This is a genomic window from Nitratireductor sp. GCM10026969 (genome assembly GCF_042660605.1).
GTDB lineage: Bacteria > Pseudomonadota > Alphaproteobacteria > Rhizobiales > Rhizobiaceae > Chelativorans.
Map to the genome: position 1 here is coordinate 13,560 of NZ_JBHSUM010000016.1, position 13,661 is coordinate 27,220.

15 protein-coding genes and 1 pseudogene are annotated in these 13,661 nt (G+C 63.1%); 11 read left to right on the forward strand and 5 right to left on the reverse strand.

The window, feature by feature from the left end; all coding sequences use genetic code 11:
* Positions 1-57: 57 nt before the first annotated feature.
* Complete coding sequence (gene msrB / locus ACFP9U_RS06250) at positions 58-468, reverse strand: peptide-methionine (R)-S-oxide reductase MsrB (RefSeq protein ID WP_378619861.1); 411 nt, start codon at positions 466-468, stop codon at positions 58-60.
* Positions 469-693: 225 nt separating this feature from the next.
* On the opposite strand from msrB, the gene ACFP9U_RS06255 reads away from it, so the two are divergent.
* The 8 genes from ACFP9U_RS06255 (at position 694) to ACFP9U_RS06290 (ending at position 7,289) form a co-directional block, all read left to right on the forward strand.
* On the forward strand, positions 694-3,069 hold the full coding sequence (locus ACFP9U_RS06255) for a putative monovalent cation/H+ antiporter subunit A (protein ID WP_378619863.1): 2,376 nt from the start codon (positions 694-696) through the stop codon (positions 3,067-3,069).
* Between the two features lies 1 nt (position 3,070).
* Positions 3,071-3,490, forward strand: a complete 420-nt coding sequence (locus ACFP9U_RS06260) for a Na+/H+ antiporter subunit B (protein WP_378619864.1) — start codon at positions 3,071-3,073, stop codon at positions 3,488-3,490.
* On the forward strand, positions 3,490-3,867 hold the full coding sequence (locus tag ACFP9U_RS06265; RefSeq protein ID WP_378619866.1) for a Na+/H+ antiporter subunit C: 378 nt from the start codon (positions 3,490-3,492) through the stop codon (positions 3,865-3,867). The genes ACFP9U_RS06260 and ACFP9U_RS06265 overlap by 1 nt, the downstream gene beginning before the upstream one ends.
* Before the next feature lie 7 nt (positions 3,868-3,874).
* Positions 3,875-5,434 carry a Na+/H+ antiporter subunit D gene (locus tag ACFP9U_RS06270; RefSeq protein WP_378619867.1) on the forward strand — a complete coding sequence of 520 codons (1,560 nt, stop codon included), beginning with the start codon at positions 3,875-3,877 and terminating at the stop codon, positions 5,432-5,434.
* Positions 5,431-5,904 (forward strand): Na+/H+ antiporter subunit E, encoded by a 474-nt coding sequence (locus tag ACFP9U_RS06275; RefSeq protein WP_378619869.1) that lies wholly within the window; start codon positions 5,431-5,433, stop codon positions 5,902-5,904. Before ACFP9U_RS06270 ends, ACFP9U_RS06275 begins: the two co-directional genes overlap by 4 nt.
* Positions 5,901-6,239 carry a cation:proton antiporter gene (locus ACFP9U_RS06280; RefSeq protein WP_322452230.1) on the forward strand — a complete coding sequence of 113 codons (339 nt, stop codon included), beginning with the start codon at positions 5,901-5,903 and terminating at the stop codon, positions 6,237-6,239. The genes ACFP9U_RS06275 and ACFP9U_RS06280 overlap by 4 nt, the downstream gene beginning before the upstream one ends.
* Positions 6,232-6,591, forward strand: coding sequence for a monovalent cation/H(+) antiporter subunit G (mnhG, locus tag ACFP9U_RS06285; RefSeq protein ID WP_322452231.1), 360 nt, complete (start codon positions 6,232-6,234; stop codon positions 6,589-6,591). Before ACFP9U_RS06280 ends, mnhG begins: the two co-directional genes overlap by 8 nt.
* Positions 6,592-6,869: 278 nt before the next feature.
* Positions 6,870-7,289, forward strand: coding sequence for a MucR family transcriptional regulator (locus ACFP9U_RS06290; RefSeq protein ID WP_322452232.1), 420 nt, complete (start codon positions 6,870-6,872; stop codon positions 7,287-7,289).
* A gap of 190 nt (positions 7,290-7,479) precedes the next feature.
* Here ACFP9U_RS06290 and ACFP9U_RS06295 read toward each other — a convergent pair.
* Positions 7,480-7,740: pseudogene (locus ACFP9U_RS06295) on the reverse strand (cytoplasmic protein); the annotation flags it as partial.
* 220 nt (positions 7,741-7,960) lie between these two features.
* Here ACFP9U_RS06295 and ACFP9U_RS06300 point away from each other — a divergent pair.
* The 3 genes from ACFP9U_RS06300 to ACFP9U_RS06310 all read left to right on the forward strand — a co-directional run bounded on the left by ACFP9U_RS06300 (position 7,961) and on the right by ACFP9U_RS06310 (position 11,446).
* Complete coding sequence (locus ACFP9U_RS06300) at positions 7,961-8,380, forward strand: helix-turn-helix domain-containing protein (protein ID WP_378619871.1); 420 nt, start codon at positions 7,961-7,963, stop codon at positions 8,378-8,380.
* Complete coding sequence (locus tag ACFP9U_RS06305; RefSeq protein WP_378619873.1) at positions 8,377-9,210, forward strand: DUF6456 domain-containing protein; 834 nt, start codon at positions 8,377-8,379, stop codon at positions 9,208-9,210. The genes ACFP9U_RS06300 and ACFP9U_RS06305 overlap by 4 nt, the downstream gene beginning before the upstream one ends.
* Before the next feature lie 142 nt (positions 9,211-9,352).
* Positions 9,353-11,446, forward strand: coding sequence for a S9 family peptidase (locus ACFP9U_RS06310; protein ID WP_378619874.1), 2,094 nt, complete (start codon positions 9,353-9,355; stop codon positions 11,444-11,446).
* A 75-nt stretch (positions 11,447-11,521) separates the two neighbouring features.
* On the opposite strand, the gene ACFP9U_RS06315 is transcribed toward ACFP9U_RS06310, so the two are convergent.
* The 3 genes from ACFP9U_RS06315 to ACFP9U_RS06325 all read right to left on the reverse strand — a co-directional run bounded on the left by ACFP9U_RS06315 (position 11,522) and on the right by ACFP9U_RS06325 (position 13,661).
* Positions 11,522-12,439, reverse strand: a complete 918-nt coding sequence (locus ACFP9U_RS06315) for a c-type cytochrome (RefSeq protein ID WP_378619876.1) — start codon at positions 12,437-12,439, stop codon at positions 11,522-11,524.
* Positions 12,440-12,445: 6 nt separating this feature from the next.
* Positions 12,446-12,895 (reverse strand): c-type cytochrome, encoded by a 450-nt coding sequence (locus tag ACFP9U_RS06320; protein WP_378619877.1) that lies wholly within the window; start codon positions 12,893-12,895, stop codon positions 12,446-12,448.
* A gap of 163 nt (positions 12,896-13,058) precedes the next feature.
* On the reverse strand, positions 13,059-13,661 hold the full coding sequence (locus ACFP9U_RS06325; RefSeq protein ID WP_378619879.1) for a superoxide dismutase: 603 nt from the start codon (positions 13,659-13,661) through the stop codon (positions 13,059-13,061).

The following is a 13,661-nucleotide window of genomic DNA, read 5'->3' on the forward strand; positions in this document are numbered from 1 at the left end:
ATACCGGATTTTGATATCGGACGCGGATATTGATCTGCCCGGGATGCAGGCCCTCGCTTACTTCTCTTCCTCGAAATCCAGCGCGGTCCCGTTCATGCAATAGCGCAACCCGGTCGGCTGCGGCCCGTCATCGAAGACATGGCCGAGATGGGCGTCGCAGTCGGCACAGCGTACTTCCGTTCGCTTCATGAGGAGCCCCCGGTCTTCATGGAGAGAAACGGCGTCATCTTCCACCGGCGCGTAAAAACTCGGCCAGCCGGTGCCGGAATCGTACTTGGTCTCCGATTCAAAAAGAGGACGTCCGCAATTGACGCAGCGATATAAGCCTTCCCGCTTGTCGTCCCAGTAAGGACCGGTAAAAGCACGTTCGGTGCCATGCTCGCGCGTCACGTGATATTGCTCGGGCGTCAACTGTTCGCGCCACTCCGCCTCACTCTTTTGAACCTTCGGCCGCTTCTGATCCGCCATAGTCACTGCTCCTCTTTTATCTCCAGCTAAATATAGGCGCAGCAAGCCTGTTTTTTCAGGTAAAGCTGTTGATATTGTCGCCGCAAATTGATGAATAGCTGGACCTATTGTCGCGCCCGCCTTGCCCCTCACGGCGCGACCGTTTATGTCACGGCGGCGATTCAGGCTTCATAGCCCTGAGATCTTTCGCAATTCGCCGGCTGCACATAATAAGAGGGGGACTCGATGGCAGCGGATGGGCAGTGGTCGACGTTTCTGATCCTGATTCTGCCGTTCCTCGGTGCGGCCGCGGCGCCCTATCTCACGCGGATGTTCGGGCACAATGCGGCGTGGGCCTTGGCGCTTGTGCCGCTCGCCGCGTTCTTCCACTTCGCCGGCTTCCTGCCGCAGGTGGCGGGTGGAGGCGCGATAAGCGCCGGCTACGCCTGGATCCCGAGCCTCGATACGGATTTCTCCTGGTACATCGACGGCCTGTCGCTCACATTCGCGCTGTTGATCTCGGGCATCGGCGCGCTGATCGTGCTCTATGCGGGCGGCTATCTGAAGGGGCACGCGCAGCAGGGGCGCTTCTTCTCCTTCATCCTCATGTTCATGGGCGCGATGCAGGGACTGGTGCTGGCAGATTCCTTCCTCACGCTCTTCGTCTTCTGGGAATTGACCTCGATCACGTCGTTCCTGCTGATCGGTTTCGACCATGCGCGCGAGGCCTCGCGCCGGGCCGCCCTGCAGGCACTGGTCGTCACCGGGCTCGGCGGGCTCTCGTTGCTTGCCGGTCTTCTCGTCGTCACCCACGCCGTCGGCGCGACCTCGCTCTCGGCGCTGCTCGACCAGGAAGACGCGCTGCGCGAGGCGCCGCTCTATATTGCGGCATTGCTTCTCGTTCTCGGCGGCGCCTTCACCAAGTCGGCGCAGTTTCCCTTTCATTTCTGGCTGCCCAACGCCATGGAAGCGCCCACGCCGGTCTCCGCCTATCTGCATTCGGCAACCATGGTGAAGGCGGGTGTCTACCTCGTCATGCGGCTCAATCCAGTGATGGGGGAGACGGTCGCATGGGAGACCATTCTGCCGATCTTCGGCGGCACCACCTTGATCGTCGGCACACTGCTCGCCGTCCGGCAGACGGATTTGAAGTTGATGCTCGCCTATACGACGGTCGCCTCGCTGGGGCTTCTGGTGATGCTGACCGGCTTCGGCTCGAAGGTCGCCGCGGAAGCGGCGGTGCTCTACCTGGTCGCCCACTCGATGTTCAAGGGCACGCTCTTCATGGTGGCGGGCGCTATCGATCATGAGACCGGCACGCGCGACATCACCAGGCTCGGCGGCATCGGTCGCGCCATGCCGGTCACCTTCTTCGCCGCCGTGCTCGCCGCCATGTCCATGGGTGGACTCGGGCCCTTCTTCGGATTCCTGGCCAAGGAGGAGATCTATGCCGGCCTCGGCTTCGCCAACGGCTGGAGCCTGCTTCTGACCCTGGTCGCAGTCTTCGGCAATGCGCTGATGTTCGCCATCGGCTTCGCCGTGGCGCTGAAACCGTTCCTCGGCAACCGGGTGGAGACGCCGAAATCGCCGCATGAGGGACCGGTTCTTCTGTGGCTCGGGCCGGTGGTGCTTGCGGTGAGCGGCCTGCTGACGGCGCTTGCGTCCGACTGGAGCCACCACTACGTCTCGAACCCCATGTCCAGCGCCGTGATCGGCGAGCCGGTCTCTGTCTCCATCACCGTGGTGCCGCACATCGGCATGCCTCTTTTCCTTTCGCTGGTGACCGTCGCGCTCGGAATTCTCTTTTATCTTACTCTGGAGCGTGGGCGGGCGGCGATGGCCTCCACGCTCGCGGCGATCGGCTGGGGCCCCGACAAGGGGTTCGACCAGGTCGTGCGCGGCACCGTCCGCATCTCGGCCCTGGTGACCGGCTTCGTGCAGAACGGCCGGCTCGACATTTACATGACCGTGACGTTCATCGCGCTCGCGGCCGCTCTCTTCATCCCGATGATCGCCTTCGGCGAATTGCCCTCGATGCCCACCATCCCCGCACTTCCCTTCTACGAGGTGGTCGTGCTTGCCATCGCCTTCATCGGGCTTATGGCGATCCTTTATGCGCGCGACCGGCTGACGGCGATCGTCTCCCTCGGCATCCAGGGTTTCGCGGTGGCGCTTCTGTTCATGCTGCTCGGAGCTCCGGATCTTTCCTTTACCCAGTTCATGGTCGAGACGCTTTCCGTCGTCATCCTAGCGCTGGTCATGACCCGGCTTCGTCTGTCGCCGGCCGACCACCGCCCGACCAGCGAAAAGGCGGTCGACTTTTCCATCGCCATACTCTGCGGGCTCGGGCTGGGGCTCATGCTTCTGCAGGTGACGCAGATCCCCTTCGATGCGACGCTCAGCGCTTTCTTCGCGGAGAACGCCCGCGTCATTGCCCACGGGCGCAACATCGTGAACGTCATCATCGTCGATTTCCGCGGCCTCGATACCCTTGGGGAGATCGCGGTCGTGATGATCGCGGGGCTTGTCATCCTCGCGCTCGTCCGCATCCGGCCCGGGGCCGCGCCGAAGCGTGCCAAAGACGCGCCGCCGGTCAGGACCGCGGAAAAGGTGGAGGCATGAGATGCGCACGCTGATCTTCCGCACGGTCGCACCCTATCTGACCAGCCTGATGGTGCTGTTTTCGGTGTTCGTGCTCCTGCGCGGGCACAATGAGCCGGGCGGCGGCTTCATCGGCGGTCTCATCGCCGCCTCGGCCTTCGCCATCTACGGCATCGCCTGCGGCGTTTCGCCGGTGCGCCGCGCGCTCTACTTTCATCCGATGGCCATTTCGGGCTTCGGACTGTTCGTCTCCGCCATGTCCGGCGTGGTCTCGCTGTACCTCGACATGCCGTTCCTGACCGGCCAGTGGACCGTGATCAACGTTCTGGGACTGCCCGTGGACGTTTCTACGGTGCTCTTCTTCGACATCGGCGTCTATCTCGTCGTTGTCGGGTCGATCACCTCCATCGCGCTGGCACTGGAAGAAAGGGAGCATGTGTGATGGAAGCCATTCTCGCCTTCACCGTCGCCGTCTTCTTCGCGGTCTCCATCTACCTGATGCTGTCGAAGCACATCATCCGCATCCTCCTCGGGGTCTCGGTTTTCAGCAACGCCGTCAATCTGACGATTTTCACCGCCGGCCGGGTCACGCGCGAGGTGCCGCCGATCATTCCGATCGATCTCGACTTTCCCGCCGGCCCGGTCGCCAATCCGCTGCCGCAGGCCCTCATCCTGACGGCGATCGTCATTTCCTTTTCCATCTTTGCCTTCCTGCTCGTGCTCGCCTTTCGCTCCTATCAGGAGCTCGGCACGGACGACACGGACGGCATGCGGGTGGCCGAGCCGAAAGGCGAGGACCTCCCGCCCCTAGGGTATTGAGGCACACATGGCTGTCGAACCAGGTCATACGGTCGATCTTTCGGGCGCGATGGTAACCGCCCCCGTTCCGCTGGCCGACTGGCTCGTGGTGGCGCCGGTGGCCATCCCCATCGTCTTCGGCGCCGTCCTGCTCATGGTGCGGCACGAGACGCGTTTTCACGCCGGCCTCGCGGTCACCGGCCTCGTCTTCACATTCCTGTGCAACATCGGGCTTCTGGTGCGTGTGCTCGAGAACGGGCCGGTCGCCATGACCATGGGTCGATGGCTTCCGCCGTTCGGCATCTCCTTCATGGCGGATGCGCTGGGGGCCTCGCTGGCGCTGGTGGCCACGCTCGCCGCCCTGGTCTGCGCGCTCTATGCCATGATCGACATCGGCGCGGTCGGGCGGAGGTACGGCTTCTACCCCTTCATGATGCTCATGATGGCGGGCGTGAGCGGCTCCTTTCTGACGGGCGACATCTTCAATCTCTATGTCTGGTTCGAAGTCTTCCTCATCTCTTCCTTCGGTCTCCTGGTATTGGGCTCGCAACACCGACAGCTCGACGGCGCGACCAAATACGCCATCCTCAACCTTGTCGGAACGACGCTCTTTCTCACCGCGACCGCACTGCTTTACGGCGCTTTCGGCACCCTCAACATGGCCGACATCGCGCGCAAAGCGGACGGATTGCGGGAAATCGCACCGCTGACCACGCTGGCGGTACTCTTCCTGCTTGCCTTCGGCATGAAGGCCGCCGCCTTCCCCGTCAATTTCTGGCTGCCGGCCTCCTATCATACGCCGCGCATCGTCACGGCGGCCCTGTTCGGCGGCGTGCTGACCAAGGTCGGCGTCTATGCGCTCCTGCGTGTTCTGGTCATGCTGTTCCCGCCGGAGCTTAATCTGCTGTCCGGTCTGATCGCCTGGGTGGCGGCCGGCACCATGGTCATCGGCATCATGGGAGCGCTTGCCCAGACGGATCTGCGTCGCGTGCTGGGCTTCGTCGTCATCTCCGGCGTCGGCATCATGCTGGCCGGTCTGGCACTCGGCACGGCGGAAGGCCTCGCCGGCACGGTCTTTTATGCCTTCCACTCGATGATAGTGATGACCGCTCTCTATCTGCTCGCCGGCGTCATGAACGGGCTCGGCGGAACTTATTCGCTCAACACGCTCTCCGGGCTCTACGCCTCCAACCCGCTGATCGCCGCGTTTGCGCTCATCCTCATGCTGGCAGTGGCCGGCCTTCCGCCGGCCTCGGGCCTGTGGCCGAAGGTGATGCTCGTGCGGGCCTCGATCGATTCGGGCCAGCCCTGGCTTGCCTTCGCGATCCTGGCGACCGGGCTTCTGACGACCCTGGCGCTCGGCCGCGTTTTCATCCTGGCGATCTGGCGTCCGAAAATGGCCGACGCGCCGCAGAGGCCGACTTCACCGCTGCTCGGCTACACCGCACTGACGGCGCTGACGGTGCCGGTCCTCATAATGGGGCTCTATCCAGCCCCTGTGATCGGAATTGCCGAGAGGGCGGCCGGTGGGATCCTGGATTCCTCTGGTTATATCCGCACGATCTTCCCCGAGGAGGCGCGGCCGTGAATCTGTATCTCGTCAACATACTCCTGGCCCTCGTCTGGGCTGCCATAACGGGCGCGTTCACGCTGTCCAATATTGTCTTCGGTTTCCTGCTCGGCGCACTCGCGCTGTATCTCATCCGCGAACAGGCGGGCTCCCTCGGCTATTTCCGCCGTGGGATGCGGTTCATCTCGCTGGCGGCGCTGTTTCTGTACGAGCTGGTGTTGTCGGCCTGGCGGGTGGCGCTCCTGGTTCTGTCGCCGCGGATGAACCTGAAGCCGGGCATTTTCGCCTATCCGCTCAAGGTGGAGCGGGATCTCGAGATCACGCTGCTGGCCAACATGATCACGCTCACGCCCGGAACGCTCTCGGTGGACGTATCGGAGGACCACAAGTTCCTCTACATCCATGCCATCGACTGCTCCGAGCCCGACTCGCTGCGGCGCGACATCGCGCAGGGTTTTGAACGCAGGATCATGGAGGCCTTTCGATGATCACCGGTGAAAATATCCTTGCCTTCGCCGAGATCGTCGCGCTCGGGATTCTAAGCCTGTCCTTCCTGCTCACGGTGGTGCGCGTCGTCATCGGCCCGACACTGCCGGACCGGGTGCTGGGGCTCGACATGCTGGTGACGACAGCCATCGGCTTCATCGTCGTGATCGGCATTCGCACGGGCTTCACGCTGTATCTCGACATCGCCATCGCGCTCGGGCTGGTAGGCTTTCTCGCAACCGTGGCCTTCGCCCGCTTCGTGATGAGCCGCCGCTACGAGGATGAGTTCATCTCGGACGATGCACGCGGCCTGTATGTGGATCAGAGCAATGACTGAACTGCTGATGAACCTCCTCATTAGCGCGCTGATGCTGATCGGTGCGAGTTTCACACTCGTCGCCGCGATCGGCATACTGCGCCTGCCCGATCTCTATTCGCGCATGCACGCCGCCTCCAAGGCAGGGACGCTCGGTTCCGGGGTTCTGCTTCTGGCGCTTGCGTTCTATGCGCATGACCACGCCACGGTCACGCGCGCCCTGGCGGCAATCGTCTTTCTCCTGCTGACCGCCCCCCTCTCCGCTCACCTGCTCGCCAAAGCCGCCTACGCGGTTGGCTACCGCCTCTGGGAAGGGTCGGTCCATGACGACATGGCGGCAATCGGCGAGTTCAAGGAAGAGCAGCGGAAATAGCCGCACCGATCCAGCCAACGGCCTTGATGCGTTCATCGACCTGGGTGTAAGTGTCGGTGAGCGCTATATTTCTTGAAATGTGTGAAATGCAACCAAGTATAACAGATATAGTCCATTCGGATCTTGAAAAAGATTTCCTGTTGACGACATATCTGAAGTGTGAATATCCATTCCGGCATTGCGTACCGGAATGATGAGTAAGATTGTGGATGCTCCAGAATCTATAGACCTTAGAAGGTGCGACAAACTTTCAAGAAAAACCGGGGATAGGTATCGAAATGGATGACCAACAGACGAAAAATGATGAGGTGCTGATCGAACTGACGGCGGATGTTGTCGCTGCATATGTGAGCAACAATCCCGTTCCTGCTTCGGAGTTGTCGAACTTGATCGCTGACGTTCATGCAGCGCTTGGTCGCGTGAACCGTAGCGCAGAGCAGGCTCCTGCCGAGAAGCAGAAGCCGGCCGTCAATCCGAAGCGCTCCGTGCATGACGATTACATCATCTGCCTGGAAGACGGCAAAAAGTTCAAATCGCTGAAGCGCCACCTGATGACGCATTACGGACTGACGCCGGAGCAGTATCGCGAGAAGTGGGGGCTGGATCCCAACTATCCCATGGTCGCTCCCAACTATGCCGTGGCGCGCTCGCAGTTGGCCAAGAAGATGGGTCTCGGCCGCAAGCCGAAATCCAAGTAGAGCATTCGCTATACACGAAAAATGGCGGCGCCCAGCGGGCGCCGCCTTTCGTTGAGCCGGCCCGCTCATCTCAGCGGGAGCCGGCGAGCCGCCCATAGTCTGCCGGACACGCAATCTCACGGCGGCGCCGGCGGCGCACTTGAGAAACATTTCCGACGGTCCGGGCGCCGGAAAGCCGGGTTTCCTCACATCCTTTCAGGCGATCATACGCCTGCTTGAGCGCAATGTGCCGGTTGAGGTCGTAGCTCCAGTGCCGGCGCGAGCCCTTCAGTCGCTCCCGCTCGATCAATCGCGCAAGGCGGACGAGGATCGCCGCGCGCTCCTCGCCCTTCGTTGTCAGGGCCTCGGCGAGATCGATGCCGGAAACGAGGAAAAAAGCCGCGCATTGTCTCGCCTCGGCTACCTCGCGCTTCCTGGCATCGCGGAATGCCTTCGCCTCATCTTCGATCATGCCTTTCGCAACCTCCGTTCATTGATGCACGGAGTGTGACGCGCGAGCGCCGAGCGGGGATAAATCGGTCGTTCTATTTTTTGTCCCGATGAAAAAAACCTTTTGACATCAAAGGCGTAAACCCAACCTTCCAAATCGATGTTCTTTATTTGTTCACGCTCACAACGCACGGCGCTATAAAGGAAAAAATTCCTTTTTCCACCATGGAGGAATCAACCCCGTGCCGATTTCCGCCGCCACCTGGAGACGAGAGGGGATCCAGAGCGATCCCGCCCCGCTTGCCGACGGCCCCCCGAGGCGGCTGAGCCCGGTGAGCGACGAGCGGGTCGCGGATATCTGCGACTGCGTGATCGACATCGTCGCCGCGCTTTTCAACGTCAGCGGGCGCGCGCTGCGCCGCCCGGGGAAGTCGCCCACCCATGTCGCGCGCGTCCGGCAGTTGGGCATGTATGCCGCACATGTGGTCCTGGGCCTGACGATGGCCGAGATCGGCCGTGGCTTCGGACGCGACCGCACCACCGTTCTCCATGCATGCCACTTGATCGAGGACATGCGCGACGATGAGGACTTCGACCGCATCGTCGTCATGACGGAGCGCGTGACCGCCGCGGCTTTCCGTCAGTCGGAGGTGCTGCGATGAAACGTGAGGAAACGGCCACGCTACGTGCGCGTAAGGAACGGCTCCGGGTGACCCGGTTTCTCTCCCAGGGACCGGCAACGCCGCGCCCGGCCGCAAAGACAGGAACCGTGCTTCTCGACGGCGGCGAACGCGGAACGGTCTCGGCACGCGTCGAGACCGTTCGCCGATTGACGCATGACGGCCTGGTCAGAAAGGCCGGCGGCGATCTCGTGCTCTCGCCGGAAGGGGAAGCGCTGGCACGGCGCAGCCTCGCGGAGGGCGGCGAGCCGTTCCGTGCCCAGCAGATGGAGATCGGCGAGCGCACATACCTCACCCCGGAGGGGAAGCGCACGCTGACGGCGAATCTCACAGAATCTCCCCTCGCCCAGCTCGCCCGCCGCCGCGGCAGGGACGGCACACCCTTTCTCGAGGAGAGCGAATTCCGCGCCGGCGAGCGCTTGCGCGCCGACTACACCCGCGGCCAGATCATCCCGCGCCTCGGCGCCAATTGGGAAGAGTCGGTCTCCAGCGGCCGCCGCGGCGGCGGGGATAACGGCCTCGCCAACCTGACCGAATCCGCTCTGGCCGCACGCCAGCGGGTCGAACAGGCACTGGCGGCGGTCGGACCGGAACTTGCCGGCGTTCTGGTCGACGTCTGCTGTTTCCTCAAAGGTCTGGAGCGCGTCGAGGCGGAGCGCGGCTGGCCGGTGCGCTCGGCCAAGGTCGTCCTGAAGACCGCGCTTGCCGCACTCAGCCGGCATTACGAACCGCGCACGCGCCGTCACCGGAGCGGAAGGATCCTGCACTGGGGCGCGCAGGATTACCGGCCGCGTTTCGACGGGTCGGGGTAAGCTCGGACGAGCTTGCGCCCGCTGCCCTCCGAGACACGATGACCGCCGGAACCAGCCTGCAGACTTGACGTCATGCGGCAAGACTGCTCATTCCCCCGGACCCGGACAGGATCCGATCTTCATCTTTGCCAAGGAGCGCCCGATGTCAGCACAGGCCCCCTCTTCCGCGCCGCGACCCGAAAAGCGCCCGCACGAGGATACCCGCCATGGCGTGACGCGCACGGACGACTATGCCTGGCTGAGGGCGGAGAACTGGCAGGAGGTGCTGAAGGATCCCTCGCGGCTCGCGGCGGACATTCGCACCCATCTGGAGGCCGAGAACGCCTATCAGGAGCAGTTCCTTGAGGATACCAAAGGGCTGCAGAAGACGCTTTTCGCCGAGATGAAGGGGCGCATCAAGGAAGACGATTCCTCGGTGCCGTTGAAGGATGGCCCCTTCGCCTATGGCAGCGCGTTTCGCGAGGGCGGAGAACATCCCCGCTTCTTTCGCGTGCCGCGCGAGGGCGGTGAGGAAGAGGTGCTGCTCGACGGCGACGGCGAGGCGGACGGCAGGGCCTATTTCCACATCGGCACCGTCGACCACTCGCCGGACCATGGCCACCTCTTGTGGAGCTACGACGACAAGGGCTCGGAGTTCTACACACTCAAGGTGCGCGCGCTGCCGTCCGGCACCGATCTCGAGGACGAGGTGGAGAACACGAGCGGCTCCGGCAGCTTCAATGCCGGCGGCAACGGCTTCTACTACACCCGTCTGGACGACAACCACCGCCCCTCCAAGGTCTTCTTCCACGCCCTGGGCACGCCGGCGGCGGAAGACCGGCTGATCTACGAGGAAACCGACCCCGGCTTTTTCATGAATGTCGTCGACAGCCGGCTGAACGACTGGATCCTCATCAGCATCCACGACCACGAGACCAGCGAATACCGCATACTGCCCGCGGATGATCCGCACGCCGCACCGCGGCTGGTCGCAGAGCGCGAGACGGGCGTGCAATACGACCTGGAGCCCGCAGGCGAGGCGTTCTTCATCCTGACGAACCGCGACGGCGCGAAGGATTTCAAGATCATGACCGCGCCCGCCGCAGACCCGTCCCCGGCCACTTGGCGCGAGGTGGTCCCGCACGAACCGGGCCGGCTGATTCTCTCGCTGCTCGCCTTCAAGGATTATCTGGTGCGGCTCGAACGCAAGGACGGCCTGCCGCGCATCGTCGTGCGCGAGCGCGCAAGCGGTGACGAACACGTCATCGCCTTCGATGAGGAAGCATATTCACTGGGGCTCATCGGTTCCTTCGAATACGATACGGACGTTTTCCGCTTCACCTATTCGTCCATGACGACTCCGGCGCAGGAGTTCGACTACAACATGCGCACGCGTGCGCGGACGCTTCTGAAAACCCAGGAGGTGCCGTCCGGCCACGACCCGGCCGACTACGTCACGCGCCGGCTGATGGCGCCGGCGCCCGACGGCGCGCTGGTGCCCATTTCGCTGGTCCACCGGCGCGGTATGCCGCTCGACGGCAGCGCGCCCTGTCTTCTGTTCGGCTATGGCGCCTACGGCATCACCATTCCCGCCGCCTTCCGCACCAACCCGCTCTCCCTGGTGGATCGCGGCTTTGTCTACGCCATCGCTCACATCCGCGGCGGCAAGGACAAGGGCTTTGCCTGGTATGAGGATGGAAAGCGCGAGAAGAAGACAAACACCTTCACCGATTTCATCGCCTGCGCCCGCCATCTCGTGGCCGAGGGTTACACCAGCCACGACCGTCTGATCGCCGAGGGCGGTTCGGCCGGGGGCATGCTGATGGGTGCGGTCGCCAATATGGCGCCGCGGGATTTTCGCGCCATCGTCGCCGGCGTCCCTTTCGTGGACGTGCTCAACACCATGCTCGACGACACGTTGCCCCTCACCCCGCCCGAATGGCCCGAATGGGGCAATCCCATCGCCAGCAGGGAAGACTACGAGACCATCGCCGCCTATTCGCCCTATGACAATGTGGCGGACCAGCCCTACCCCGCCGTCCTGGCGATCGCGGGGCTGACCGACCCGCGCGTGACCTATTGGGAACCGGCAAAATGGGTGGCGCGCCTGCGCGACCACAATACGAGCGACAATCCCATCCTCATGAAGATCAACCTGGACGCCGGCCACGCCGGCGCTTCCGGCCGCTTCTCGAGCCTGGAGGAGAAAGCGCTGAGTTATGCCTTCGTCCTGAAGATGGTGGGAATAGAGGAGTAAGGCAGCAGGGCAGCAAACGCATCGTAAACTTTGGGAGCCAGGCTTCCGCGAGGAGCAGCTGCAGGGCTCGCGCGCCTACTCCCCTTCGACTTCCGGCACCGCCTTCAGATACGCCGCAATGGCCGCACGGTCCTCCTCCGGCAGTCGGGCCATGTTCTTCTGCACGGCGACCATCGCCCCGCCGACGGAATCGAAATCCGGTGTGAACCCGGATTCCAGATAGTAGGTGATATCTGCGACCGACCAGGCGCCGATGCCGGCGCCGCTCGGCGTGATGTTCGGCACCCGCCCCTCGCCTTCGAGCGCCGGCGCACCGGCCAGCCAGCGCTCGAACTGCAGCCCCCCGGCAAGGGAACGCGGCGTATGGCACTCGCCGCAATGGCCGGGGCCCTCGACGAGATAGCGCCCGCGCAAAACCGCTTCCGGAGCATTGGCTGGAAGCTCGACCACGGGTTCCTCTTGCATGTAGATGAGCTTCCAAAGGCCGATACCGCGCCGCATTGTGTAGGGGAAGGAAAGGCGGTGCGGCGCCGTTTCTTCCGCGACCGGCGGCAGTGTTTTCAGATAGGCGAAAAGGTCGAGGACGTCCTGCGTCTCCATGCGGGCGTAGGAGGGGTAGGGAAAGGCCGGGTAATAATGCTCGCCGCCCGGCGAGACGCCGTACAGCATCGCGTTGACGAAGTCGTTCTCGTCCCACTCGCCGATCCCGTGCGCGGGATCGGGCGAAATATTCGGCGCTACGAACGTCCCGAACGCCGTTTCCAGTTCCAGCCCGCCGGAGAGCTCCAGAAGGCGCTCCCCCTCGGCCTCCGGCCGCGCATGGCAGGATGCGCAGCCGCCTGCCCAGAAGATGCGCTCACCGCGCGTCGCATCGCCGGATCCGACCGCCGCAAGGGCCGAACTGCCGATCCCCTCCGGTCGTGTCAGGAACCAGAATGCTGCACCCGCCAACACCGCGAGCGCGACGGAGCCGAGAAGCAGTTTTCGCAGCATCGAGGCCTAATCGTCCTGGATGCGGAAACTTTCGTGACAGTCGCGGCAGTTGGACAGGACCGGCTGAACAGCCGCCTTGAACGCCGTCAGATCGGCGGGGCCGTCCTTGCCCGCCGCTTCGAAGGCGGCCGCCGCGTCGGCTTGGAAATCGGCCAGCGCCTGCTGGAATCCTTCCATATCCGCCCAGATCTCAGGAGCCGCATCCGTATCGCCGTTCTGGGAGCCCTCCGGGAAATAGTCGCCATAGGCCTGGGAGACGCCGTAGAGCGTGGCGATCGCCGCCTTGGCGACGACGGGATTATAATCGATCTCTCCCTTCAACATGCCGCCCGAGGTACCGGCCGCACCAGCGACGGCCTGCATCAGGGATTGCCGCACCGCGATCGGATCGTCGGCGGCGACCACGGCGACAGAGGAGACGAGAAGCGCGGATAGGGAAATTGCAAGTCTTTTCATCAGCTAGCTCCGGAGATTCGCCCACCGGTATGATAGTTGCTGACAGTGACGCGTGCCTCAAATGTCCTGCAACTGCATTCACGGTTTCGTGAGACCGGGAAACCGCAAACGAAAAACCCGGCGCAAGGCCGGGTTTCCCAATGCGTCCACTGCCGATATCGGCTCAGCCGGTCGCCTTTTCGTAGAGCTCGAGCACGTAGTCCCAGTTGACGAGGTTGTCGACGAAGGCCTCGAGGTATTTGGGTCGCGCGTTGCGGTAGTCGATGTAGTAGGAATGCTCCCACACATCGACGCCCAGGATCGGCGTGCCGCCGTGCACGAGCGGGTTCTCGCCGTTCGGCGTCTTCATGATCTCCAGCTTGCCATCCTTGACGGCCACCCACGCCCAGCCGGAGCCGAACTGCGTGACGCCGGCATTGATGAAATCAGCGCGGAATTTGTCGTAGCCGCCGAGATCGCTGTCGAAGGCGGTCTGCAGCGCGCCCGGCAGGCTCTTGCCGCCGCCATCCTTCTTCATCCAGTTCCAGAAATGGAGGTGATTGAAGTGCTGGCCGGCATTGTTGAAGAGGGGCTGATTCTTGCCATGAGACTGCTTGACGATCTCCTCGAGGGAAAGACCGTCCATGCCGGCTTCGGCCGCAAGCTTGTTGCCGGTATCGACATAGGTCTTGTGGTGCTTGTCGTGGTGATACTCGAGCGTTTCCCTGGACATATAGGGCTGAAGCGCCTCGTAGTCGTAAGGCAGGTCTGGCAGTTCAAAGGCCAT

Coding starts and splice junctions, on each gene's coding strand:
- msrB (WP_378619861.1), bottom strand. CDS start 468: ATGGCGGATCAGAAGCGGCCGAAGGTTCAAAAGAGTGAGGCGGAGTGG.
- ACFP9U_RS06255 (WP_378619863.1), top strand. CDS start 694: ATGGCAGCGGATGGGCAGTGGTCGACGTTTCTGATCCTGATTCTGCCG.
- ACFP9U_RS06260 (WP_378619864.1), top strand. CDS start 3,071: ATGCGCACGCTGATCTTCCGCACGGTCGCACCCTATCTGACCAGCCTG.
- ACFP9U_RS06265 (WP_378619866.1), top strand. CDS start 3,490: ATGGAAGCCATTCTCGCCTTCACCGTCGCCGTCTTCTTCGCGGTCTCC.
- ACFP9U_RS06270 (WP_378619867.1), top strand. CDS start 3,875: ATGGCTGTCGAACCAGGTCATACGGTCGATCTTTCGGGCGCGATGGTA.
- ACFP9U_RS06280 (WP_322452230.1), top strand. CDS start 5,901: ATGATCACCGGTGAAAATATCCTTGCCTTCGCCGAGATCGTCGCGCTC.
- mnhG (WP_322452231.1), top strand. CDS start 6,232: ATGACTGAACTGCTGATGAACCTCCTCATTAGCGCGCTGATGCTGATC.
- ACFP9U_RS06290 (WP_322452232.1), top strand. CDS start 6,870: ATGGATGACCAACAGACGAAAAATGATGAGGTGCTGATCGAACTGACG.
- ACFP9U_RS06305 (WP_378619873.1), top strand. CDS start 8,377: ATGAAACGTGAGGAAACGGCCACGCTACGTGCGCGTAAGGAACGGCTC.
- ACFP9U_RS06310 (WP_378619874.1), top strand. CDS start 9,353: ATGTCAGCACAGGCCCCCTCTTCCGCGCCGCGACCCGAAAAGCGCCCG.
- ACFP9U_RS06315 (WP_378619876.1), bottom strand. CDS start 12,439: ATGCTGCGAAAACTGCTTCTCGGCTCCGTCGCGCTCGCGGTGTTGGCG.
- ACFP9U_RS06320 (WP_378619877.1), bottom strand. CDS start 12,895: ATGAAAAGACTTGCAATTTCCCTATCCGCGCTTCTCGTCTCCTCTGTC.
- ACFP9U_RS06325 (WP_378619879.1), bottom strand. CDS start 13,661: ATGGCCTTTGAACTGCCAGACCTGCCTTACGACTACGAGGCGCTTCAG.